A 21,039-nucleotide genomic window follows, 5' to 3' on the forward strand; every position below is an offset into this window, starting at 1 on the left:
TTTGGTAAGTCCAACGCGGAAATTCACGGGCAATCGAGAGGAAATTGGATCCCAGCAGAATTCCGGATTTCATCCATAACAAGGCTCACATCCAAAGACAGAGCGGAAGCCGCCTCGTATTCTTCGCGGCTAGAGTCGAAATTGAGAATATAGCGTGCAAAATCCTGTGCTTCACCGCTCATGAGGACGTCTTTCTCATCATGTCCCCATATAGGGATTTCCGTGCCATCCTTTTGCACCAAAGCGATTCCCCCCAGCTGGGAAATAGACTGAATTCGAAGGGTACCCGCATCACCTATGATCTCAGATCCGATGCGATCTTGGCCGACTTTAGAGTAACTAATGTTGATGTGTTTATCTTGATATATAAAAAGACAGTTTCCAACGCCATCGGCGCCAGTGGGAAGAAAGAGCGCATCCGCGCGAAGAGATACCGGCATCCCAAATAGATCGATCACGGGATAGACACAGTAAATGCCCAAGTCCATCAGAGCCCCCGTGGCAAAGGCAGGATTAAAAATGTTGGGGAGGCCGCCTTCCAACAGGGAGGGATATTTCGATGAGAGCTGGGAAAAGTCGATCCGCGCCGAATAAATTCGTCCCAACTTTTTAACGGCATCGTGCAGTACACGGCGTGCGGGCAGGTGCATCATCATAATCGCTTCCATGTAGATAAGTCCTCTTTCTTTGGCGATATGCTGAAGAACCCTCATTTCCCCCGGCAGGACGACAGCGGGTTTTTCGCAGATGACATGTTTTCCGTGTTCTAGGAAGAGTTTACTCTGGGAATAATGTAAAGAATTCGGACTTGCAATATAGACAGCATCGATATCCGGACAGGCTGCCATCGATGTGAGGTCGGTAAAAAGCTGTATCTCACCAGCGTATTTGGATGCAAATTGTATGGCGCCTTTCTCTGTGCGAGAATAGACAGCGGCTAGCTGTAGCTCCGGAACCATGGAAGCACCTCTGATAAAAGCATCGGTGATCCATCCGGTTCCAATGGTTGCATAGCGAATCATGTAGACCTCCATTCCGCCGCTCTGGGCGGCCGGTTGATTGATAAGCCCATTCTACCCGCTTTTTCAAGAGATGTCAAGAAAAGGGAGCGAAGGGGGTTGACAAAGATGAAGAGGCTGTCTATACTATTAGATGCAAATCATTTGCATTTGCAGTGCAAAGGAGAATGGTCATGAGAAAAAGACAATGGATACTATGCTTACTTATGAGCGCATTGATCATGCTGCCGGCATGCCGGGCGGCAGAGATTGAACAGGAGGGGCTCACGGTCGTTGCCACCTTGTTCCCTCAGTATGATTTTGCAAGACAGATCCTAGGAGACAAAGGGACAGTCAAGCTGCTGCTTCCCCCTGGCACAGAGGCCCATTCCTATGATCCTACGCCACAGGACATGGTAACGATGGAGAAAGCAAGCATATTGATTTATACAAGCGATGAGATGGAACCATGGGCAGCGAAAATCATTGCGTCGGGTAATCTACAAAATACTCGAATTGTGGACGCGAGTCAGAATATTGTTCTCATGGATGAACATGAAGAAGACCATGGGGAAGAGGGACATGCCCATGGAGAAAAAGATCCCCACTATTGGCTCGACCCCAACAATGCCATTCTCATGGTGGACACCATTGAGGACGCAGTGATCGAAGCGGACGCGAACAATGCGGCGTATTACCAGGAAAACGCGGAAGAGTTGCGAAGGCAACTGCGGCAACTCGATCAGGACTGCCGTGAACTGGCGGAGGAGCTGACGAATAAAACGATTCTGTGCGGCGGTCATTTCGCTTTCGGATACTTTGCTAAACAGTACGGATTTACGTACCGATCCCCGTACAAGGGATTTTCAGCGGATTCGGAGCCAACTCCACAAAATATTATTGAGCTGATTCAGGCGATGGAGGAGACGGGTTCCCATGCCATCTTTTATGAGGAACTCATTCAACCAAAAGTCGCGGAGGTCCTAGCAAAAGAAACGGGAGCGTCTATGTATCTGCTTCACGGGGCTCACAACATTTCCAAAGAAGAGTTGGAAAAGCAGTTGAGCTATATCTCCATCATGGAACAGAATTTGCAAAATCTGCGGGAAGGATTGACGTCATGATACTGCGGGTTGAGGATCTATTCTTTGGATACGGGCGGGATGATGTGCTGGCACATATCTCTTTCGAGGTGGCGGCAGGGGATTATGTAGGAATTATCGGTGCCAACGGGTCGGGCAAAAGCACGCTGCTCAAATGCCTGGCCGGATTGCTGACTGGATATAGGGGGCAGATCCTTTTTGATGGACAGCCTAGAATTGGATATCTACCGCAACAAAGCCCCGAACACCGCAGCCAATTCCCCATATCCGTTGAAGAAGTGACAGCCATGGGGATTCTAGCCTTGAAGCCACATCCAAGAATTTATGCAAGAGAGGATAAGAAGAGAGTTGAACAGATCCTCAAGGAATTTGGTCTTTGGACGGTTCGAAAGCGGCGAATCGGGGAGCTTTCCGGGGGACAGCAACAGCGGGTCCACTTAGCTAGAGCCCTTGTGACAAATCCTCAAATTCTAATGCTGGACGAGCCGACCAACGGCTTAGATCCATCCTTTCGTGAGGAGATGTTTTCCATCCTTGCCAGGTGGAATGCAGAGGCTAAAACGACGATACTCCTCGTCAGCCACGAACTGAACGAAGTGGCGAAATATGCCAAGACGCTGCTGATTCTTCACCGCACGCTTCAATATTTTGGACCGGCCAATCAGGCGGAGTCGGCCTTGAAGGAGGTGCGGAAGAATGAAATTTTTTGATATGTTTCAGTACGCCTTTATGAACAAGGCATTTCTCATGGGAGCGCTGATCGCCCTGTGCTGCTCTTGTCTCGGTCTATTTTTAATTCTGCGAAAATATTCTATGATCGGCGACGGTTTAGGGCATGTGAGCTTTGCTTCAGTGGCAGTCGCTCTGCTGGTTGGTGCATCGGATTTGATCATTTCAATTCCCATGGTTACAATCGCCTCCTTCCTCATCTATCGATTTAGCCAAAAAAAGATGATGCACGGGGATGCGGCAATCGGACTCATCTCAGCCACCTTTATGGCGCTGGGGGTTTTCATTGCTAGCCAGGCGGAAGGGTTTAATGCCGATATCCTAAGCTATTTATTCGGAAGCATTCTTGCGATCAGCGATGCGGATGTATACATTGCGCTGATTCTAGCGCCTTTGGTCCTGGCCCTCATCCTTTTTTTCTACCACACCCTCGTGTTTATTACCTATGATGAGGATTTTTCAAGGGTGCTCCACGTCCGGGTCAACGTGTACAACTATTTGCTTTTAGCGCTTACATCGGTTACAGTCGTTTTGGGAATCCGCGTCGTAGGCTCGCTGCTGATCTCAAGTTTGATTATCTTTCCTGCGGTGACGGCCTTGCAGATATCAAAAGGATTTCGATCTTCCCTCATTCTCTCATCTTTCATCTCCGTCAGCTGTGTCATCATTGGCATCACGCTAGCATTCTTCTTAAATTGGCCAGCAGGGGCTACCATCGTATTGCTGAATGGCATTGCATTTTTATGTTCCCTGATTTTGAAACGGCTGCTGCGGAGATAGGGGTTACATGGCGCTGACGCGCTGGAAAGGAGGTTCGTATGGAATATCGATCGCTGTTTCGGGAGCACGGGATGAAATGCACGCCCTCCCGACTGCGGGTGTACCAGGTTTTGGAAAACAATGTTTCGCCGCTGGGAGCGCAGGAAATCTATGAAATCATCAATCAGGAGGATCATGTGGCGGATTTGTCCACGGTATACCGGATATTGAACGCCTTTGTCCAACAGGAAATGGTGATCAGGACGGTGATAGACGGGGATGACAGAGCCTTGTACGAAGTCAAGCGCCATGAACATAAACATCATTTTGTTTGCCTGCGCTGCAAGGAGGTCTTCCCCCTTGCGGGGTGCCCTTTGGAACGGTATGAGCAGAATTTAGGGCAGGAGGAAGGATTTGTGGTGGAAGGTCATAGATTGGAGATTTATGGATATTGCCCGAACTGCAAAGAGAAAAAAGAGGGGGAGGAATCCAAGTGATCCGGATCACACAGCTAAAAATGCCCATTGCGGAGGAAACACAAGGGTTAGAAACGGCGATTTGCAAGCGGCTTGATATTCAGCCAACACAGATGCGCAGCTGGAAAATATACCGGCGTTCTTTGGACGCCCGTCGCGGAAGGGAATTGGCCTATGTCTATACGGTGGACGTTCAAGTAGAAAAGGAATCCAAGGTCTGGGGAGCGATTCGAAAGAAGCAGGGTCTGGAGAGGCTTGTCAGTGAATATTTATACCATCTGCCCCAGCCCTCGAAGGAACAGAGTAAAATCCTCTCCTATCGCCCTGTCGTTGTGGGATTTGGACCGGCAGGGATCTTCTGTTCACTAGTACTGGCCAGGGCTGGCATCCCGCCCATAGTCGTAGAACGCGGAAAGCCGGTGGAGGACCGGGCAAAAGATGTGGAAGTGTTTTGGACGGAGCGAGTTTTGCAGCCAGAATCGAATGTGCAGTTTGGTGAGGGGGGCGCAGGGACCTTTTCAGATGGCAAGCTCAATACCCTTGTGAAAGATAAAAACCGCCGCGGGCGATTTGTATTGGAGGAGATGGTCAAAGCCGGTGCGCCGGAGGAGATCCTATATGTCAATAAACCCCACGTTGGGACGGACCGATTGCGGAACATGGTGCGGAATCTTCGGGAAGAAATCATCAGCCTGGGGGGTGATATCCGGTTTCAAACGCGCCTTACAGATTTTCAAACTGGGGAACAAGGGGAGATTCGGAAGGTTCTCTTGGAATCCACCTCAGGGGAGCGGGAATGGGTCGAAACGCGGGCCCTTATGCTGGGGATCGGTCACAGCGCGCGGGATACCTTTGCACTGTTGGAGAAGTGCGGCGTTGCTCTGGAGCCAAAGGCTTTTGCTATGGGTCTTCGGATCGAACATCTGCAGGAGGCGGTTAACAGGGCGCAGTACCGTGAACACGTTGGATCCCCGTTTCTAGGGGCGGCGGATTATAAGCTGGCCTACCATACAGCTAGCGGGCGGGGAGCGTATACCTTTTGTATGTGTCCTGGGGGCGTAGTTGTCGCGTCGGCCTCGGAACAGGAGGGCGTTGTGACCAATGGGATGAGTTGCTATGCCCGGGATGGCGTCAATGCCAACAGTGCTCTTCTGGTCACAGTAACTCCGGATGACTATCAATCGTATGGCGCAGGCCCCCTGTGTGGCGTAGCCTTTCAGCGGGACCTAGAGCATAAGGCGTTCTTGCTTGGTGGCGGCGATTGGAGTGCCCCTGTCCAGCGGGTGGGAGATTATTTGGAAAAACGGCCATCCGATGGTTGGGGGCGGGTGGAGCCGAGTTTTACTGGCGGCCGAAAACCGGCCAATCTTTGGGAGATTCTTCCGGAGTTTATGGCGAGAACGCTGGAGGAGGGGATTCGCGCCTTTGATGGAATGTTGACCGGATTCGCAGACCCGGATGCCATACTGACTGGCGTGGAGTCTAGAAGTTCGTCCCCTGTGCGGATCTTGCGAGAGGATCGGACATTGCAGAGCAGTGTTCCAGGGCTCTATCCTATGGGAGAGGGCGCCGGTTACGCAGGTGGTATCATGTCCGCGGCCATGGACGGGATAAAGGCGGCGGAGGCATTGCTGGCGGGTCAGATCCAACGCTAAATTTGATAAATGGTGATGATTTTTGTGCGATGAGGCCTGGATAATAGTCCAGGCCTTGTTTTGTCGTCGGCCCTATAGACTCAATTGCGGTCCACCCTCTTTTTCTGACTCTATCGTCGATGGATTTTGTGGTTTGGGTTGTCAAGGGGAAGCAGCGAAATCCAAAAATCAGCTGCAAAAAGGGAAGCTATCGCAAAAAGAAAAGCGGCAGAAAGGAAAATAAGTCTTCCGCCGCCGCTAAAAAAGAGAAGGGGAAGCTGTGAAATCCAAAAATCAGCCGCAAAAAGGGAAGCTATCGTCAAAAGAAAGCGGTAGAAAGGAAGAAAAGTCTCCCACCGCCACTAAAAAAGAGAAGGGGAAGCTGTGAAATCCAAAAATCAACGGCAAAAAGGGGAAGCTATCGTCAAAAGAAAAGCGGCAGAAAGGAAGAAAAGTTTCCCGCCGCCGCTAAAAAAGAGAAACGGAAGTCGTGAAATCCAAAAATCAGCTGCAAAAAGGGGAAGCTATCGCAAAAAGAAAAGCGGCAGAAAGGAAAATAAGTCTCCCGTCGCCGCTAAAAAAAGAGAAGGGGGAGCCGTGAAATTAAAAATCAGCCGCAAAAAGGGAAGCTATCGTCAAAAGAAAAGCGGCAGAAAGGAAGAAAAGTCTCCCGCTGCCGCTAAAAAAGAGAAACGGAAGCCGTGAAATCCAAAAATCAGCCGCAAAAAGGGGAAGCTATCGTCAAAAGAAAGCGGCAGAAAAGAAAAAAGTCTTCCGCCGCCACTAAAAAAGAGAAGGGGAAGCTGTGAAATCCAAAAATCAGCTGCAAAAAGGGGAAGCTATCGCAAAAAGAAAAGCGGCAGAAAAGAAAAAAGGTCTTCCGCCGCCGCTAAAAAAGAGAAACGGAATCCGTGAAATCCAAAAATCAACGGCAATAAGGGGAAGCTATCGTCAAAAGAAAAGCGGCAGAAAAGAAAAAAGTCTTCCGCCGCCGCTAAAGCCCATAAGGAAACATCACAAAACTTATGACTCACGCCAGGTAAACGGAAAAACAAAAAATGCTATGCAAAAGGTCCGCCGATCGCATAGCATTTTTTGTTCAGCGTTCCGGCGGAACGCACAGCCATTGCCAACGCAATGATCTCAGGTGTTTGGGGACATGTCACCAACAACATGCGCAATCTTACGGTAAATTGCATTGTTTGCCGGTAGTTGGGTACAACAGAATTATTGTGCTCCGAGAACGATTATAACAGAAAATAACCGTGTATTGATGATGTCAAACCACAAATTCTATTCTTCTGTCCTAATTAGATTGCTTACATACGGACGTGCGCCGGAAAGCACCTCATCATAAAAATTCTGCTTCCAGTCAATGTAGGCAACGCTGTCCTCTAATTCTTTGATGGAAGCAAGCAACGCGTTACGCTTTTTGGACAGCAATTCTTTACGCTGCATGATCGAGGACTCCCCCTGCAAACAAAGTTCCAAGTATTCCTTCATTTCCAGAATACTCATGCCGCATTTTTTTAGGCATGTGAGGTCTTTGATCCATTTCACATCCTTATCGTCGAAAACTCGACGGTTATTCCCATCTCTTTTGACATTGGGAATCAGTCCCTCATTGCAATAGTATTTTAAGGTCTGGTAGGTCATATCAAGTTCCCGGCAGACCTGCATCATCGTATACATCGTGATTGCCTCCTGTGTTGTTCACAAAAAATTCATAGATAAATTGGGGAATCTGTATTGACCGGTAGTAACTACCGTAAACTATAATCGATTATAACAATCGGTTCAAACAAACGCATTATAGCATAGAAACAGAGAAATTGCAAGAGTAGGGAGTGATAATTGCAGATGAAAGTATTGCTTGTAAATGGCAGTTCCCGAAAGAACGGCTGTACAAATGCAGCACTGCGCGAGGTAGAGCGTGCCTTAAAGGAAGAAAGGATTGAACCGGAACAACTCTATATCGGAAATGAGGCGTTGCCGGATTGTATTGCCTGTCGTAAATGCAAGGAGATTGGACGCTGCATATTCCATGATAGTGTAAATGAATTTGTGGACAAGGCGAAAACCGCCGACGGTTTTGTATTCGGCTCTCCGGTCTATTTTGCTCATCCGAGCGGCAGGCTCCTGACATTTATGGACAGAGCTTTTTATGCAGGCGGGGCGGCATTTCAATTTAAGCCTGCGGCAGCAGTTTTATCCGCAAGGCGGGCAGGAACCACGGCATCCTTTGATGTGATCAACAAGTATTTTACGATCTGCTCCATGCCGGTTGTTTCTTCTACCTACTGGAACCATGTTTACGGCGCACAGCCGGAGGATGTGGCAGAGGATAAGGAGGGGCTTATGACAATGTATAATATCGGGAAAAACATGGCGTGGTTGCTGAAATGTATTGCCTTTGGAAAAGAAAACGGGCTGGTCCATCCGAATAATGAAAAGGTCTTAACGAATTTTACGAGATAAGGAGGTTCTTATGAATATGGATACAGAAAAAAGGGTTCACAAATTATTTGGCGGAGCTTCGTCCTCTTTGAATAAGACGGATCCAGAATTTGCAGGGATCATTGCAAATTTCTCTCAGGGCGAAGTAATAGAAGCCAACAAACTGACAGAAAAGGAACAAATGCTCTGTATTTTGTCCGCATTGCTCGGTTGTCAGGGAATGGGGGAATTTCAAAATATGCTCCACGCAGCGCTTAACATGGGCATAGATCCTATTGTAATAAAAGAGGTTATCTATCAGGCGACGGCCTATCTTGGAATTGGGCGTACCTATGATTTCCTTATGGCAGCAAATCAGATTATGGAGCAGCATGAGATCAAGTTGCCGCTTGCAACCCAGGCGACAACAAATGAAAAGACCAGATTTGTAGATGGACTTGCCAAGCAGGTGGAATTGTTCGGAGAGAACATGGCGAAGCGGCAGACCGATGGCCCTGTTCTTCGCCGGAACATCAACCGATGGCTGGCAGATAACTGCTTTGGTGATTACTATACCCGAAACGGCCTGAACGATCAGGAACGGGAAATGATTACATTCTGCTTCATTCTTGCACAGGGCGGCTGTGAAAACCAGCTTCGCGGACATACAGCAGGAAATTTTGGGGTGGGTAACGATAAAGAAAAGCTGTACAGCATTGTAGAACAATGTATGCCTTATATCGGTTATCCCCGAAGCCTGAACGCCATGAACATTATAGATGAAGTATCAAGGGCGTGGGAAAATCAATAATCTGTCGCAATCCACTATACAAAAAGCGAGAACACAAAAAGTTTGTAAAATTTCTCTCAAAATCTATTGACCGATAGTTACAGCCGTAAATTATAATCGGTTAAAACAAGCGATTCCAACAAACGCATGGAAGATTGAAATAACAGGAGGCATTTTGCGATGAACAACTTTACATTTTCTTATCCCACAAGAGTTTATTTTGGAGAAGGAAGCGCGGCACAGGCTTTTTCCGCAGAGCTTGGCAAAGTTGGCGAAACCGTAATGCTTGCTTTTGGCGGCGGCTCTGTAAAAAAGAATGGTGTTTATGATGAGATGAAAGCCTTGCTGGAACAGGCGGGCAAAAAAGTGGTAGATTTCTCCGGAATTATGTCAAATCCCACTTATATCAAAGTACAGGAAGGCGCGGAACTGGCCCGTGAATATCATGTGGACTTCATTCTGGCGGTAGGCGGCGGCAGTGTTATCGACTGCTGCAAGGTGGTTTCTGCGCAGGCCATGCTGGATGAAGATATTTGGAACATGGAGTATGGCAAAGGGAAATTCCCCGCAGCCGGGATTCCGATGGGCGCGGTTGTGACGGCTTCCGGCACCGGCGCGGAAATGAACGCAGGTGCAGTCATTACTTATGAGGAGAAGAAGTGGAAAGGGCCAATTTTTGGAACCGCCGCTTCCTTTGCCGTTCTTGATCCGACGTATACGATGTCGGTGCCGTCTATGCAGGTACTTTCCGGGGCCTTTGATACCTTGAGCCACGCGATGGAAACATATCTCGGCGCTTCCGATGAAGAGAATGTATCGGATGATGTGGCGCTGGCCATCATGCGCAATACCGTGGTCAATATGCGACGCCTACTGAAAGACATCCATGATATGCAGGCTCGGAGCAACCTGATGTGGGATTCTGCTATGGCAGAAAACGGAATTTTGAAATGTGGCCGCCTGACTGATTTTCAGGTGCACCAGATGGAACACCAGCTTGGAGCCTATACGGACTGCAATCATGGGCAGGGCCTTGCCGTAATCCATCCCGCCTATTACCGTCACATTGTGAAGGACGCGCCGGAGAAATTTATCCGGTTTGCAAAGGTGGTATTCGGTGTAGATACCGCAGAGGCCGGTGTGGAGGCTCTGGAAGATTTCATCAGAGAGTGCGGACTGCCCACGAAAATGAGCCAGTTGAAATCCACAGTGGAGATCACACCGGAGGTACTGCGTCAAGTGGCGGATACCTGCAACATTATCAAATGCAATCCTCGTGAGCTTGACCGGGAGGAAATATATCAGATTCTGTTGGAATGTATGTAAGGAGGGGCGGCTATGAAGCGTAAAAAAGGATGGATTGCGGGGATTGTGGTAATCGCAGTCATTGCCATTCTCTTTGGGGGTTATAACCTTTATCGCTATCCTGCCATGTTTCGGAGCTTACCGGATCACTCTCTGAACGATTCGCAGGTGGAAGAATTACGAGAGGAAATTTTTTCGCAGTCTGACGTGAAAGTGTTAGTTGCCTATTTTTCTTATTCAGGCACTACAAGGAATGTGGCGACTGCCTTGCGTGAAAAAACCGGTGGCGATTTGTTTGAGATTACCCCGCAGGACGGCTATTCCAATGTGTATATGGAATCGAACAGCGAGATCAGGAGGAATGAGCGTCCAGCCTTGACAGATACTGTGGAAAACATGGAGGACTACGACATTGTGTTCGTGGGCTATCCCGTGTGGTGGCACGCAACGCCGGCTCCCATCAATACATTTCTGGAAAGTTATGATCTGACCGGAAAGCTCATTATTCCGTTTTGTACCAGCGGAGGAAGCGATATTGACGAAACAATGCCCACATTTCTTCATTCCTGTGACGGCCTGGCGGTATACGGAGAAAGACGGATTAGTGGAACGAGCCAGATTGATGGGTGGCTTTCAGAGTTAGGATTGATTGGAGGATAAGTATAGGTGCTCTGGATGGAAAATTACAGGGGCTGGATGGCCTCCGATTGGTATATACAGTAAAAGGTAAATAGCGGGAGGCAGAAATGAGAAACGGCACATATCTTTTCCTCTGTATGTTGTTCCTCATGCTGGTGTTAGGCGGGTGCGCCGGTACTCGTCATAATTTCCAGACAACGGAAATGCAGGCAGATGGTATTGTGGGTGAAGAGGGAACGGGAATCTTTTCCCAGTCGGAAACAGAGGATACTTCGGCAGCAACACCTCTTACTCACGAATATGAAACACAGGAGCTTTATGCAAGGAGGGATGAAAACCGGATATACGGTGTGGTTTATATTCCACAAGATGCCGGTGAGAAAATGCCGACAGTGATCTTCTCTCACGGTTTTGGGGGGAATTATCAGGTCGGAACGCAATATGCCGAAGCACTTGCCGCAAAAGGATATGTGGTGTATTGCTTTGATTTCTGCGGTGGTAGTCCGGGCAGCAGAAGTGATGGCTCCACTCTGGAAATGTCTGTTTTTACGGAACAGGCAGATTTAGAGGCAGTTATTGAGATGATGAAGGAGCAGCCTTTTGTGGATAGCAGAAATATTTTTCTCATGGGAACCAGTATGGGAGGCGCGGTATCGGCAATCACAGCGGCAGCCCATGAAGATGAGATTCAAGGCGCAATCCTTTTGTATCCGGCGTTCATACTGGTAGATGACGCAAAAGAGCAGTTTGACAGTACAGCGGATATTCCCGACACTTACTATCTCATGTGGATGACGGTTGGCCGTATCTTTGCGGAGGACTTGCTGGAGTATGATATTTATGGAGCAATTTCGGCTTATAAAAAGGATGTGCTGCTGATCCACGGGGATGCCGACGGTATTGTTCCCCTCTCCTATTCGGAGAAAGCAGCCTGGGTTTACGATTCGGCCCGGTTGGAAGTGCTTCCGGGGGCCGGACATGGCTTTTCAGGCGGGGATGCCAGAAAGGCAATCGACTGGATATTGGAATATTTGAATACGCACAAAGAGTGATCTCGAGAAAGGATGGCACACAATGATATTCAGAAAAAGCCTTTTACTTCTTACTTTCCTGTTGGCTCTCAGTTTTGTACTGGCAGCTTGCGGAAACAATACCCCTTCCGCAGAAACATCCTCTGCGGCTGATGAAGCCGAAACTGTGGCGGAGGCTTCGCAAACAGAGGAATCCACAGAAGAACCAGAAACAACGGAACCGGAAACCGTAGAGACAGATGCAAATGGCGGAAATGTTTTGATTGCATATTTTTCTCATACAGGAAATACCGAGGAAGTAGCGCAGATGATTGCGGAATACACGGGTGGTACTTTAGCTGAGATTCAGCGGGCAGAAGAATATGGGGATTTGCAGGAGGAAGCCGAAGCGGAAATTCTGGATGGCGTACACCCGGAGATTACCGTGTCTGTGGATAGTATCGAGGGATATGACACAATCTTCGTGGGCAAACGACCTGAATGATATTGAGCCTTGGATTCAGAGGATTGGAAGGGCGCTTGACATGTCTGAAAACAGCAGCTATGAGAGCGTAGAGGGTACTCAAATCAAAATGATTACCGAAAATACAGAGGTTGACCTTGCGATTTTCTACGACGATATTTACGAACAGACCATTGTAGAGGTGATTCCCTTGGGCCATGCGGAGACAGGAGCCGAGACAATGGCAAACGAAGCAGGAACGGTACGATTGGAATTAGTGACTTTCTATCTCCCGAAACAGTGTATCAGGAGCCGAGAGTGATGTTGTGGATAGGGTGAACGGTCTTAATTTGACTGCCGAGTGAAAATGGAAGGAATGTTTCTGATGAAGAAAAAGTTAATATATAAAATCGTCATTGATATGATAATGACAGTGCTATTGCTGTTTTTAATGGCGCGGCAGATCACCGGGGATTCTGCCCATGAATGGCTTGGAGCAGGTATGCTGCTTCTGTGGATCGCCCATCACATTTTGAACCGGGGCTGGTACAGCCATCTTTTCAAAGGGAAATATACGCCTATGCGCATTTTTCAGACCGTGACAAATTTTGCTGTGCTGCTTTCCATGTTCGGTTTAATGGTGAGTGGGATCATTCTTTCCAGAGAGGTTTTCGCTTTCCTGCCGATTTCCGGCGGTATCGCTCTGGCAAGGCCGTTACATGTGCTTTCCGCATTTTGGGGATTTGTGCTGATGGCCCTGCATCTCGGTCAGCACTGGAATATGATTCTTGGCATGGTGCGTAAAGCTGCCGGGCCGGTTTCTTCTAAACCGCTGCGAATCCTTCTCCATATTGCTGCGGCCTCAGTTGCCGGATATGGTCTGTATGCTTTCCTGAAAAATCAATTTCTGTCCTATATGTTCTTGACATCCTCCTTTGTATTTTTTGATTTTGAAAGACCTGTCCTGCTCTTTTTTACAGAGTATATCGCTATCATGGGCCTGTTTATTTTTCTGGCACAGTATACTTCCAGGGGCATTCAAAGGCTGGCCGGAAGTAGGAAAAGACTTGTGGAGAAAAAGAAATAAATTCTGCCCTTATTTGCGCTGTTGCTTTCCGGGTGTAGCGCACGTGACATAGAGCGTTTGTTGGTGAGTGTAGATAACAAAACCTGGTTTTGAGCCAGACGGCTTTTTTACATATTTCCGCAGAGCATAGTCCACCGGGACGTTGCTTCCGGCGGATGCCTTCGAATGTGCGGCGGCAAGAGCCGCAGCCTCCAGAATGCTCGCCATGGTATAGTCTTTTTCAAATTCCAGCCCAGCGCAAAAAAGAATTGTATGGGAGCCGGGTATATCTTTTACATGGAACCAATAATCGTAAGGCGAAGAAGTCCGAAAGGTGAGCATATCATTTTGAATATTATTTTTTCCGATCAGCACGCGCAATCCCTCAGACGTGTGAAATTCCAACGGCTTGGAAGTGCTGAGATTCTTCTTTGATTTCCTAGTTTTGCGGATGTATCCAGTCTCATGCAGCTCAAGCCGGATATCCTCAAGATCCTTCTCACAGTCCGCAAGGGCGAGAGCGCTCAAAATACTATCCAGATAGGAAATTTCCTCATAGGTTTGCGCCAACTGCTCTGTCAAAGCGGCTTCCGTTCGCTTTTGTTTATTATAGCGATTGAAGTAGCGCTGTGCATTTTGAGAGGGGCTGAGATTGGAATCCAGAGGGATCGTTACAGAAGAAGCCTCCTCCTCATAAAAGTTGGCGACGGAGACGCTGGTCATTCCCTTTTTGAGTTGATAGATGTTGGCGGTTAGCAATTCGCCGAAAATGCGGTCTTGATCTCGATCCTTAGTGTCCGCCATCTGCTGCTCCTGGAGCCCGGCTTTTTTGCGCGCCCGCTCCAGGTTCGTCTGGATGAGCTTGTGGAGATCCTGAGATTTTTGCAGGATTTTGTTTTGGACGTCCTGTTTGGCATAGAAAATATCAAGCAGTGTGGACAACGTATCGTATTCCTGAAAGGAGACTGCCTCCATAGAAAAATAAGGAAGGACCGAGAATTCACAGGGGACATCACTCTCGCGATAGATTCGATACGAAAAGGCCTGGTCCAGCACAGAAGCAAACAACTGATGAAAGGCCGTGTAGACCGATTGTTTGGCGGCAGCTGGCAGTTCTGCCAAGAGTGCCTTATCGGATACACCAGCCCTGAAACAGATTTCGCGGGCGGAAAAAGGACAGAGGCCATTTAGGGATTGGTAGAAGGATTTGCCGAGAACCGTCCCATTTTGTTCCAAAAGACAAAAAAGTGAGTCCTCGTCGTGGAGGAGCAGCGGATTGGCCTTGTCGTTGTGGTGAGAGTGGGTGTAGGGGAGACCTGGGAGGACGGTGCGGAATTTGCTCATCTGTTCCGTCACATGGCGCATAGCATCGATGATACGGCCATTTTCATCCGTCAAGATTAGATTGCTGTGCTTTCCCATAATCTCCAGAATGATCTTCTTCGTGCAGAGATCTCCCATTTCATTGAGCACTTCCACGGAGATTTCAATGATTCGGTCAAAATCAATCTGGGCGATATCCGCAATTTTTCCACCGGAAAAGTGCTTGCGAAATAGCATACAGAACATAGGTGGGGATAGCGGAGTTTCCGGCTTTTTTTCAGTAATGTGTAATCGAGGATGGGCGGCCTGGCAAGTTAAAAGTAGACGATAATTCTGTCCAAGGCTTCGTATGCTTAAAACAGCCTCGTCCGTTTCCGGCTGATAAATCTTATCGATGCGACCGCCTAAAAGCCGTTGGCGAAGTTCGCAGCAAATAGCAAAGGTGGTAATTCCATCAAACGCCATACAAGTACCTCCTATAAAGAATGACGAGAAATCGATTTATGTTTACTGAGGGTCCGCGCAACGGTTTGTTCGCTTCGCTCACTGCGCGGCCGGCGCGTATAATCGCTAACGCGATTATTATACCATGGCCTCCGGCCATGATATCGCTCCGCAGGGTTGCACACGTCCGCGCAACGGTTTGTTCGCTTCGCTCACTGCGCGGCCGGCGCATATAATCGCTAACGCGATTATTATACCATAGTTTCACATCTGAGGATATAGTTTTTTATGAGGTTTTATGTTTGACATTTTCAAGGAAAAAAGGTACAATCAGGCCATCCACACGGAGGTGAGGACTGCCATGAAGAGCCAACAGATACACTATCTTAAGATCGAATTTCTTGACGATTTTCCTGTGTATCACTTTTCCTATACACAGAAGTATACATCGAGCATCAAGATGCACTATCACAACGGCCTTGAAATCGGACTCTGTATGGAAGGAACGGGCGTTTTCTTTATCGGAGATCAGGTCTGCCCTTTTACAAAGGGGGACATTTCCATCATTATGCCGGGATGGCCACACATCGCGCAGAGCCCTAATGAGAGGCCAAGCCAGTGGAACTATATAACGATTGACACCGATCGATTCCCAATTCAATTGCGAAATCCGCACAATGAAATCCTATCGGATCACGACTTGACAGAACTGGTCCGGCTCGTTTTTTCTGAGCTACATGAACAGAAAGAAGGTTACAGGGAGGCGGTGCTTTCCTTGCTGCAAGTGCTTTTTATCAGATTGAACCGCCAGGAGAACATGAAGGAGTTTCGGCTGGAAGGAAACGGAAATTTGGAGATGATACTGCCGGCGCTCAACTATTTATCACAGAATTATCGGGAGGATGTGAGCGTCTGCCAAATGGCGAAGGCCTGTAACCTTAGCGAATCTCACTTCCGCAGGGTGTTTAAAAGGGTGACAAAAGACTTGCCTCTAACGTACCTGGTGAAAATACGTCTCAAGATGGCGGCTGTCCTGTTAGAGTCAAGTGAGAGGCCCATTGCACATATCGCTCAGGAGGTGGGCTTTAAATCCCTATCTTCTTTCAACCGCCAGTTTCAGAAACAGTACCAGATGACGCCAAGGCAGTGGAGGAATTTTCACAAACCCTTTGGTTAAAATTCTTGCATTTTGGCGCTTCCTACTTTATAATAGAGAAAGAGCGCAGCAGCGCAAAAGGAAGCAGGGGGTAATGGAAATGGCGAGGAGTATGACCGGGTTTGGAAGAGGGGAGTTTGCGCTAGAGGGAAAGCGGTTTACCGTGGAGATCAAAACTGTCAATCATCGTTATTTCGAACCGAATATACGGATCAGCCGCAAGATCAGCTCCCTGGAACCGTCTGTGCGCGACATGCTGAAGCGATGGATCTCTCGAGGCAAGGTCGATGTGTATATCAATTACGAGGATGACGGGGCTCTCACAGGAAGCGTTCTGGTAAATGAAGCGCTTCTGGGAGAGTACGTGGAGGCGCTTCGAAAGGCGGGAAGCCCCCTGGGACTTGCAGACGACCTGTCTCTAAGCCATATCCTGTCCTTTCCGGAAGTGTTAAAGGCACACGCGGTGATCGAGGATGAGGCGTATATCGAGTCGCTATTAATGCAAGCGCTGACGGAGGCGCTGAACAATTTGACCGCCATGCGGGAGAAGGAGGGCGGCGCCATTCGCCGGGACCTGCTGGACAAGCTGGACGCTATGTCGCAGCTTGTGGAGGAGATCAAGCAGCGCGCTCCAATGGTGGTGCGAAATTATCGGGATAAACTGCGGGCGCGGGTGGAGGAGCTTTTGGATGAGACAAAGCTCCCCTCATTGGATCCGGGCAGACTGGAAACGGAGGTCACGCTGTTCGCGGACCGGTGTTGTATCGATGAAGAGCTGACAAGGCTGTCCAGTCATATCCAGCAGTTTAGGCAGGCTTTGGACTTGAAGGAAGCGTCGGGGCGAAAGCTTGACTTTCTGACACAGGAGTTGAACCGCGAGGCCAACACCATCGCGTCCAAGTCCAATGATCTGGAGATCACCCGGGCAGCGCTGGGTATGAAGAATGAAATTGAAAAGATTCGGGAGCAGATACAGAACCTAGAATAAATGGAGGCAGTATATGCAGATCAAGTTAATTAACATAGGATTTGGGAGCATTGTCAATGCAAACCGGTTGATTGCCATTGTCAGCTCAGAATCAGCGCCGATCAAGCGCAAGATTCAGGAGGCAAGGGAATCCGGCATGCTTGTAGACGCCACCTATGGGCGAAAGACAAGGGCCGTCCTGATTGCGGACAGCGGCCATGTGATTTTATCCGCGATTCAGCCGGAAACTGTGGCAAACCGCCTCAACGCCAAGGAACTGGACACGCCGGAGGACGACGAGGAGATACAGGAGGCTGAGCAGGGATGAGGCAAGGAACATTGGCCATCGTGTCTGGCTTCTCAGGGGTTGGCAAGGGAACCGTTGTCAAGGATCTTGTGAAACGATATCCCTACGCCCTCTCAATTTCTGCTACGACGCGGCAGCCCCGCGAGGGAGAGCAGCACGGGAGAGAATATTATTTTATCCAACGGGAAGAATTTGAAGAGATGATTCGGCGTGGCGAGCTATTTGAGTGGGCAAGATATGTGGACAACTACTACGGAACACCCAAGTCCTTCGCCATGGAGGCATTGGCAGAGGGGCGGGATGTTATCCTGGAGATTGAGGTTCAGGGGGCGCTGAAAATCAAAGCGATGGTTCCCGAGGCCCTCATGATTTTTGTTGTACCGCCAAGCATGCAGGTGTTGAAGGAGCGTCTTGTGGGCCGTGGGACGGAGAGCCAGGAGGCCATCGCGAAGCGTCTGCGCCGTACAGTGGAGGAGCTCCCGTTTGTTCAGCAGTATGAGTACGTGGTGATCAATCATACGGTGGAATCTTGCGCCGACGAGATTCACGCGATCGTCTCTGCCAGCCATGCAAAATTAGAGCGAAATCTTGATCATTTAGAGAATCTACGGCTCCAGGGGATGGAGATGGATGCGAAGTAGAGTCCTTCGTTGTCCTACAGGAAAGTACGCGGAGCGAACTTTTTTACCCAATGAAAGTCCGCCGTAAGGCGGACCTAAACTTGAAGAACCGGAGGTTCTTCTAAAGTTCGCGGAGCGAACTTTTTTACCCATCACAATTTAGGGCTAGCTTTTTCTCGCAGAATCTGGTATCATAAAAAAGATGAATGGCGGCCTCGCCGCGCAATCTGAGTTAGGAGTGAAATGCATGCTGCACCCATCATATCAAGAATTGATTGATCATATTAATGAAGTCAACAGAGAAAAGAATATACCGGAGATTAACAGTCGATACAGCGTCGTGATCGCGGCGGCGAAGAGGGCGAGAAGCCTGATTGACGGCGATTACCCCACGGTGCCAGTGAAAGGAAGCCGGCGGGTTTTGTCCATCGCGGTCGAGGAGATGAAGGAAGAAAAAATCGGCATTCTCACAAAGGAAGCGGCCAAAGAGACGGCCACGGTGGGGTACGATGATATGTCCGTTGTGGATTTTAGCGCTGATATCGAGGAAGAAGAATAGCGTATGGCGCGGCAGTTCGCCCAAGTTATTGTCAATCTGCATCACCAGAAGGTCGATCAAATCTATACGTACCGAGTGCCGGAAGGACTCCAGTCCACTTTGGAAGAGGGCATGATGGCGGAGGTGCCTTTTGGCCCGCGCAATCATATGATCGAAGGTTTTGTCATCGGGCTTTCGTCTGATTGCGCCGTTCCGGAGGAGAAGTTGAAATCCGTCCGGCGAATTCTGCGGCAGGAGCCGGTTTTTACAAAAAATAATCTGGCACTTGCCCAGAGGATGAAGGAGGAGCTGGGCGCACCCTTATCCTCCTGTCTGGAACTGTTTGTTCCCCGTTTACTGATGCAGGAAGAGAAACTCGTGGACATGGTGGAAGTGTTGCCGGGCGCGGGAAAAATGGGCGCAGCCAAACCAGGCCTTCGGCAGCAAGGGTTTTTGGACGCGCTGGCGGCGTTGCCGGGCGGTAAAGGCAAGCTCAAGGAGATCCGCAAGGCCTCGCCCATTACAGGTGCGTCGTTGGATTCCCTGCAGGTGCAAGGACGAATTCGTATATGGAAAGAGCCGGAGGGGGACCCGCCGGCTACTTTGCTTTATGAAGAGGGAGAGCTGGAGCGGCCCAGGGAGCTAAATGAAGAGCAGCAAAAGGCGGTGGACGCCATCGCCGCTTCCATTCAGAAGGGGCAAAAGGAGACCTTTCTACTCCACGGCGTGACGGGCAGTGGCAAGACGGAGGTTTACATGCAGGCGATCGACCATGCCATGCGGGCTGATAAGCAAGCGATTTTGTTGGTTCCCGAGATCAGTTTGACGCCGCAGTTGGTGCAAGTCTTTCGCAGGCGATTTGGCAGGCGCGCAGGCGTCACCCACAGCCGGATGACGGATCAGGAGCGAGCATGGCAGTGGAAGCTGGCAAAGGAAAACCGCATCCAAGTTATGATCGGTCCGCGCTCAGCTCTATTTACTCCCTTCTCTAAGCTGGGCCTTATCGTGTTAGACGAAGAACATGAGACAACCTACAAGTCAGAGCAGACGCCCCGGTATCACGCCCGGGACATTGCAAGCGCCATGGCGGAACAGGCGGGGTGTCCTCTCGTTCTCGGGTCCGCGACCCCTGCTGTGGAGACCTATTACCGCGCCCAGCAGGGGGAGTATACACTGTTGCAGTTAACCAAGCGGGCGGTGGAGAAGGCCAGAATGCCGAAGATCACCACGGTGGATATGCGCCAGGAGATGGCCGAGGGCAATATGTCTATTTTTTGCAGGCGCTTGCAGCAGGGAATTAGAGAGCGGCTGGCAAGGGGCGAGCAGGTGATTTTATTCCTCAACCGAAAGGGGCACTCGACCTTTGTCAACTGTAGAAGCTGCGGGTTTGTTCTCAAATGTCCCCGATGCTATTTGCCGTACACGTGGCACAAGGATACGAGGCGGCTGATCTGCCATCACTGTGGAAAAGAGGCCGAGATGGTGGCATCCTGCCCCCAATGCGGTTCCTCGTATATCAAATACTTTGGAGCTGGGACCCAGAGAGTGGAGGAGGAAGTACAGCGGCTGTTTCCCCAGGCCAGAATATTGCGTATGGATATGAATACCACTGGCCGCAAGGGCGCGTACGAAGCGGCATATCATACTTTCCAAAATCGGGACGCCGATATCCTGGTAGGGACGCAGATGATCGCCAAAGGCTTGGATTTCCCCTATGTAACCCTTGTTGGCGTAGTGGCGGCCGATATGACCTTGTATTCCAGCGACTATCACAGTACAGAACGGACCTTTCAGCTCTTGACACAGGTTGCCGGGCGCGCTGGCAGAGCCGGTCTGGAGGGAGAGGTACTGCTACAGACCTACTCGCCAGACCATTATTGCATCGAGGATGTAGTCAAACAAGACTACAAGGCCTTCTACGCCAATGAAATCACCGCCAGAAAGCTTCTCAATTGCCCTCCCTTCACACATATTCTGCAATTTTTGCTGACATCTCTTCAAGAAGACCAGCTGATTCAGTGCGCCAGGGATTTTTATCAACTGTTGGAGCGGTACGGGAAAAGACGAGGCTTCCAGCTCTTAGGGCCATCCCCGGCTTCCACAGCTAGAATCAACAATGTGTTTCGATGGAAGATTCTAGTCAAACACCCGGATGCCGCCAGGTTGACGGCTTACGGCCACTATTGTCAGGAACAATACCAAAAGAAGAACGCCAAAATAGGAATTCAGATGGATCTGGATCCAGTGACAATGTTTTAGAGTATAGAAAGGATGTG

23 protein-coding genes are annotated in these 21,039 nt (G+C 49.3%); 20 read left to right on the plus strand and 3 right to left on the minus strand.

Annotated elements, in window-relative coordinates; genetic code table 11:
- Window positions 1-23: 23 nt before the first annotated feature.
- Window positions 24-1,022 carry a Gfo/Idh/MocA family protein gene (locus tag H8730_RS09230; protein ID WP_177715675.1) on the minus strand — a complete coding sequence of 333 codons (999 nt, stop codon included), beginning with the start codon at window positions 1,020-1,022 and terminating at the stop codon, window positions 24-26.
- Between the two features lie 170 nt (window positions 1,023-1,192).
- Between H8730_RS09230 and H8730_RS09235 the strand changes: the two genes are divergently transcribed.
- The 6 genes from H8730_RS09235 (at window position 1,193) to H8730_RS09260 (ending at window position 6,840) form a co-directional block, all read left to right on the plus strand.
- Entirely contained in the window at window positions 1,193-2,122 is a 930-nt protein-coding gene (locus tag H8730_RS09235; RefSeq protein ID WP_249289748.1) for a metal ABC transporter solute-binding protein, Zn/Mn family, read from the plus strand.
- Window positions 2,119-2,811 (plus strand): metal ABC transporter ATP-binding protein, encoded by a 693-nt coding sequence (locus H8730_RS09240; RefSeq protein WP_177715665.1) that lies wholly within the window; start codon window positions 2,119-2,121, stop codon window positions 2,809-2,811. Before H8730_RS09235 ends, H8730_RS09240 begins: the two co-directional genes overlap by 4 nt.
- The gene (locus tag H8730_RS09245) at window positions 2,798-3,610 is read left to right on the plus strand and encodes a metal ABC transporter permease (protein WP_177715663.1); all 813 of its coding nucleotides are present in this window, start codon (window positions 2,798-2,800) and stop codon (window positions 3,608-3,610) included. Before H8730_RS09240 ends, H8730_RS09245 begins: the two co-directional genes overlap by 14 nt.
- A gap of 38 nt (window positions 3,611-3,648) precedes the next feature.
- Complete coding sequence (locus H8730_RS09250; RefSeq protein ID WP_177715661.1) at window positions 3,649-4,086, plus strand: Fur family transcriptional regulator; 438 nt, start codon at window positions 3,649-3,651, stop codon at window positions 4,084-4,086.
- Window positions 4,083-5,720, plus strand: coding sequence for an FAD-dependent protein (locus H8730_RS09255; RefSeq protein WP_177715659.1), 1,638 nt, complete (start codon window positions 4,083-4,085; stop codon window positions 5,718-5,720). Before H8730_RS09250 ends, H8730_RS09255 begins: the two co-directional genes overlap by 4 nt.
- A 784-nt stretch (window positions 5,721-6,504) precedes the next feature.
- The gene (locus H8730_RS09260; RefSeq protein ID WP_249289749.1) at window positions 6,505-6,840 is read left to right on the plus strand and encodes a hypothetical protein; all 336 of its coding nucleotides are present in this window, start codon (window positions 6,505-6,507) and stop codon (window positions 6,838-6,840) included.
- Between the two features lie 152 nt (window positions 6,841-6,992).
- Here H8730_RS09260 and H8730_RS09265 read toward each other — a convergent pair whose 3' ends face one another.
- Window positions 6,993-7,391, minus strand: coding sequence for a MerR family transcriptional regulator (locus H8730_RS09265; protein WP_177718484.1), 399 nt, complete (start codon window positions 7,389-7,391; stop codon window positions 6,993-6,995).
- A gap of 168 nt (window positions 7,392-7,559) precedes the next feature.
- Here H8730_RS09265 and H8730_RS09270 point away from each other — a divergent pair, with 168 nt between their 5' ends.
- From H8730_RS09270 to H8730_RS09305, 8 genes are all read left to right on the plus strand, one after another.
- A complete protein-coding gene (locus H8730_RS09270; protein ID WP_177718482.1) occupies window positions 7,560-8,177 on the plus strand; it encodes a flavodoxin family protein in 618 nt (205 codons plus the stop codon).
- 10 nt (window positions 8,178-8,187) lie between these two features.
- Window positions 8,188-8,946, plus strand: coding sequence for a carboxymuconolactone decarboxylase family protein (locus H8730_RS09275; RefSeq protein ID WP_177718480.1), 759 nt, complete (start codon window positions 8,188-8,190; stop codon window positions 8,944-8,946).
- Between the two features lie 159 nt (window positions 8,947-9,105).
- On the plus strand, window positions 9,106-10,251 hold the full coding sequence (locus H8730_RS09280) for an iron-containing alcohol dehydrogenase (protein WP_177718478.1): 1,146 nt from the start codon (window positions 9,106-9,108) through the stop codon (window positions 10,249-10,251).
- Window positions 10,252-10,263: 12 nt separating this feature from the next.
- Window positions 10,264-10,890: a flavodoxin gene (locus tag H8730_RS09285; RefSeq protein WP_177718476.1), complete on the plus strand. Its 627-nt coding sequence runs from the start codon at window positions 10,264-10,266 to the stop codon at window positions 10,888-10,890.
- Window positions 10,891-10,976: 86 nt separating this feature from the next.
- Window positions 10,977-11,921, plus strand: a complete 945-nt coding sequence (locus H8730_RS09290) for an alpha/beta hydrolase family protein (RefSeq protein ID WP_177718474.1) — start codon at window positions 10,977-10,979, stop codon at window positions 11,919-11,921.
- Window positions 11,922-11,943: 22 nt separating this feature from the next.
- Entirely contained in the window at window positions 11,944-12,384 is a 441-nt protein-coding gene (locus H8730_RS09295; protein ID WP_177718472.1) for a flavodoxin, read from the plus strand.
- Between the two features lie 40 nt (window positions 12,385-12,424).
- Window positions 12,425-12,664, plus strand: a complete 240-nt coding sequence (locus tag H8730_RS09300; RefSeq protein WP_177718470.1) for a hypothetical protein — start codon at window positions 12,425-12,427, stop codon at window positions 12,662-12,664.
- Between the two features lie 63 nt (window positions 12,665-12,727).
- A complete protein-coding gene (locus tag H8730_RS09305) occupies window positions 12,728-13,429 on the plus strand; it encodes a DUF4405 domain-containing protein (RefSeq protein ID WP_177718468.1) in 702 nt (233 codons plus the stop codon).
- Between the two features lie 9 nt (window positions 13,430-13,438).
- Here H8730_RS09305 and H8730_RS09310 read toward each other — a convergent pair whose 3' ends face one another.
- A complete protein-coding gene (locus H8730_RS09310) occupies window positions 13,439-15,196 on the minus strand; it encodes an Rqc2 family fibronectin-binding protein (RefSeq protein ID WP_177718466.1) in 1,758 nt (585 codons plus the stop codon).
- A 340-nt stretch (window positions 15,197-15,536) separates the two neighbouring features.
- Between H8730_RS09310 and H8730_RS09315 the strand changes: the two genes are divergently transcribed.
- The 6 genes from H8730_RS09315 to priA all read left to right on the plus strand — a co-directional run bounded on the left by H8730_RS09315 (window position 15,537) and on the right by priA (window position 21,022).
- Window positions 15,537-16,352 carry a helix-turn-helix domain-containing protein gene (locus tag H8730_RS09315; RefSeq protein WP_249289750.1) on the plus strand — a complete coding sequence of 272 codons (816 nt, stop codon included), beginning with the start codon at window positions 15,537-15,539 and terminating at the stop codon, window positions 16,350-16,352.
- A gap of 79 nt (window positions 16,353-16,431) precedes the next feature.
- A complete protein-coding gene (locus tag H8730_RS09320; protein WP_177718462.1) occupies window positions 16,432-17,319 on the plus strand; it encodes a YicC/YloC family endoribonuclease in 888 nt (295 codons plus the stop codon).
- 13 nt (window positions 17,320-17,332) lie between these two features.
- A complete protein-coding gene (remA, locus tag H8730_RS09325) occupies window positions 17,333-17,626 on the plus strand; it encodes an extracellular matrix/biofilm regulator RemA (RefSeq protein ID WP_177718460.1) in 294 nt (97 codons plus the stop codon).
- Window positions 17,623-18,246, plus strand: coding sequence for a guanylate kinase (gene gmk, locus H8730_RS09330; protein WP_177718458.1), 624 nt, complete (start codon window positions 17,623-17,625; stop codon window positions 18,244-18,246). Before remA ends, gmk begins: the two co-directional genes overlap by 4 nt.
- Before the next feature lie 226 nt (window positions 18,247-18,472).
- Window positions 18,473-18,784, plus strand: coding sequence for a DNA-directed RNA polymerase subunit omega (rpoZ, locus tag H8730_RS09335; protein WP_177716538.1), 312 nt, complete (start codon window positions 18,473-18,475; stop codon window positions 18,782-18,784).
- A 3-nt stretch (window positions 18,785-18,787) separates the two neighbouring features.
- Window positions 18,788-21,022 (plus strand): replication restart helicase PriA, encoded by a 2,235-nt coding sequence (gene priA, locus H8730_RS09340; RefSeq protein WP_177716536.1) that lies wholly within the window; start codon window positions 18,788-18,790, stop codon window positions 21,020-21,022.
- Window positions 21,023-21,039: the final 17 nt, after the last annotated feature.

This window comes from Bianquea renquensis (genome assembly GCF_014384895.1).
In the GTDB taxonomy this organism is placed as follows: Bacteria; Bacillota; Clostridia; order Lachnospirales; family Bianqueaceae; genus Bianquea; species Bianquea renquensis.

What these genes read in the sequence shown, in the direction of transcription:
- rpoZ (WP_177716538.1), top strand. Translation starts at nt 18,473, where the DNA reads ATGCTGCACCCATCATATCAAGAATTGATTGATCATATTAATGAAGTC.
- H8730_RS09270 (WP_177718482.1), top strand. Translation starts at nt 7,560, where the DNA reads ATGAAAGTATTGCTTGTAAATGGCAGTTCCCGAAAGAACGGCTGTACA.
- remA (WP_177718460.1), top strand. Translation starts at nt 17,333, where the DNA reads ATGCAGATCAAGTTAATTAACATAGGATTTGGGAGCATTGTCAATGCA.
- gmk (WP_177718458.1), top strand. Translation starts at nt 17,623, where the DNA reads ATGAGGCAAGGAACATTGGCCATCGTGTCTGGCTTCTCAGGGGTTGGC.
- H8730_RS09320 (WP_177718462.1), top strand. Translation starts at nt 16,432, where the DNA reads ATGGCGAGGAGTATGACCGGGTTTGGAAGAGGGGAGTTTGCGCTAGAG.
- H8730_RS09295 (WP_177718472.1), top strand. Translation starts at nt 11,944, where the DNA reads ATGATATTCAGAAAAAGCCTTTTACTTCTTACTTTCCTGTTGGCTCTC.
- priA (WP_177716536.1), top strand. Translation starts at nt 18,788, where the DNA reads ATGGCGCGGCAGTTCGCCCAAGTTATTGTCAATCTGCATCACCAGAAG.
- H8730_RS09300 (WP_177718470.1), top strand. Translation starts at nt 12,425, where the DNA reads ATGTCTGAAAACAGCAGCTATGAGAGCGTAGAGGGTACTCAAATCAAA.
- H8730_RS09230 (WP_177715675.1), bottom strand. Translation starts at nt 1,022, where the DNA reads ATGATTCGCTATGCAACCATTGGAACCGGATGGATCACCGATGCTTTT.
- H8730_RS09310 (WP_177718466.1), bottom strand. Translation starts at nt 15,196, where the DNA reads ATGGCGTTTGATGGAATTACCACCTTTGCTATTTGCTGCGAACTTCGC.
- H8730_RS09315 (WP_249289750.1), top strand. Translation starts at nt 15,537, where the DNA reads ATGAAGAGCCAACAGATACACTATCTTAAGATCGAATTTCTTGACGAT.
- H8730_RS09240 (WP_177715665.1), top strand. Translation starts at nt 2,119, where the DNA reads ATGATACTGCGGGTTGAGGATCTATTCTTTGGATACGGGCGGGATGAT.
- H8730_RS09265 (WP_177718484.1), bottom strand. Translation starts at nt 7,391, where the DNA reads ATGTATACGATGATGCAGGTCTGCCGGGAACTTGATATGACCTACCAG.
- H8730_RS09290 (WP_177718474.1), top strand. Translation starts at nt 10,977, where the DNA reads ATGAGAAACGGCACATATCTTTTCCTCTGTATGTTGTTCCTCATGCTG.
- H8730_RS09250 (WP_177715661.1), top strand. Translation starts at nt 3,649, where the DNA reads ATGGAATATCGATCGCTGTTTCGGGAGCACGGGATGAAATGCACGCCC.
- H8730_RS09285 (WP_177718476.1), top strand. Translation starts at nt 10,264, where the DNA reads ATGAAGCGTAAAAAAGGATGGATTGCGGGGATTGTGGTAATCGCAGTC.
- H8730_RS09245 (WP_177715663.1), top strand. Translation starts at nt 2,798, where the DNA reads ATGAAATTTTTTGATATGTTTCAGTACGCCTTTATGAACAAGGCATTT.
- H8730_RS09305 (WP_177718468.1), top strand. Translation starts at nt 12,728, where the DNA reads ATGAAGAAAAAGTTAATATATAAAATCGTCATTGATATGATAATGACA.
- H8730_RS09275 (WP_177718480.1), top strand. Translation starts at nt 8,188, where the DNA reads ATGAATATGGATACAGAAAAAAGGGTTCACAAATTATTTGGCGGAGCT.
- H8730_RS09280 (WP_177718478.1), top strand. Translation starts at nt 9,106, where the DNA reads ATGAACAACTTTACATTTTCTTATCCCACAAGAGTTTATTTTGGAGAA.
- H8730_RS09235 (WP_249289748.1), top strand. Translation starts at nt 1,193, where the DNA reads ATGAGAAAAAGACAATGGATACTATGCTTACTTATGAGCGCATTGATC.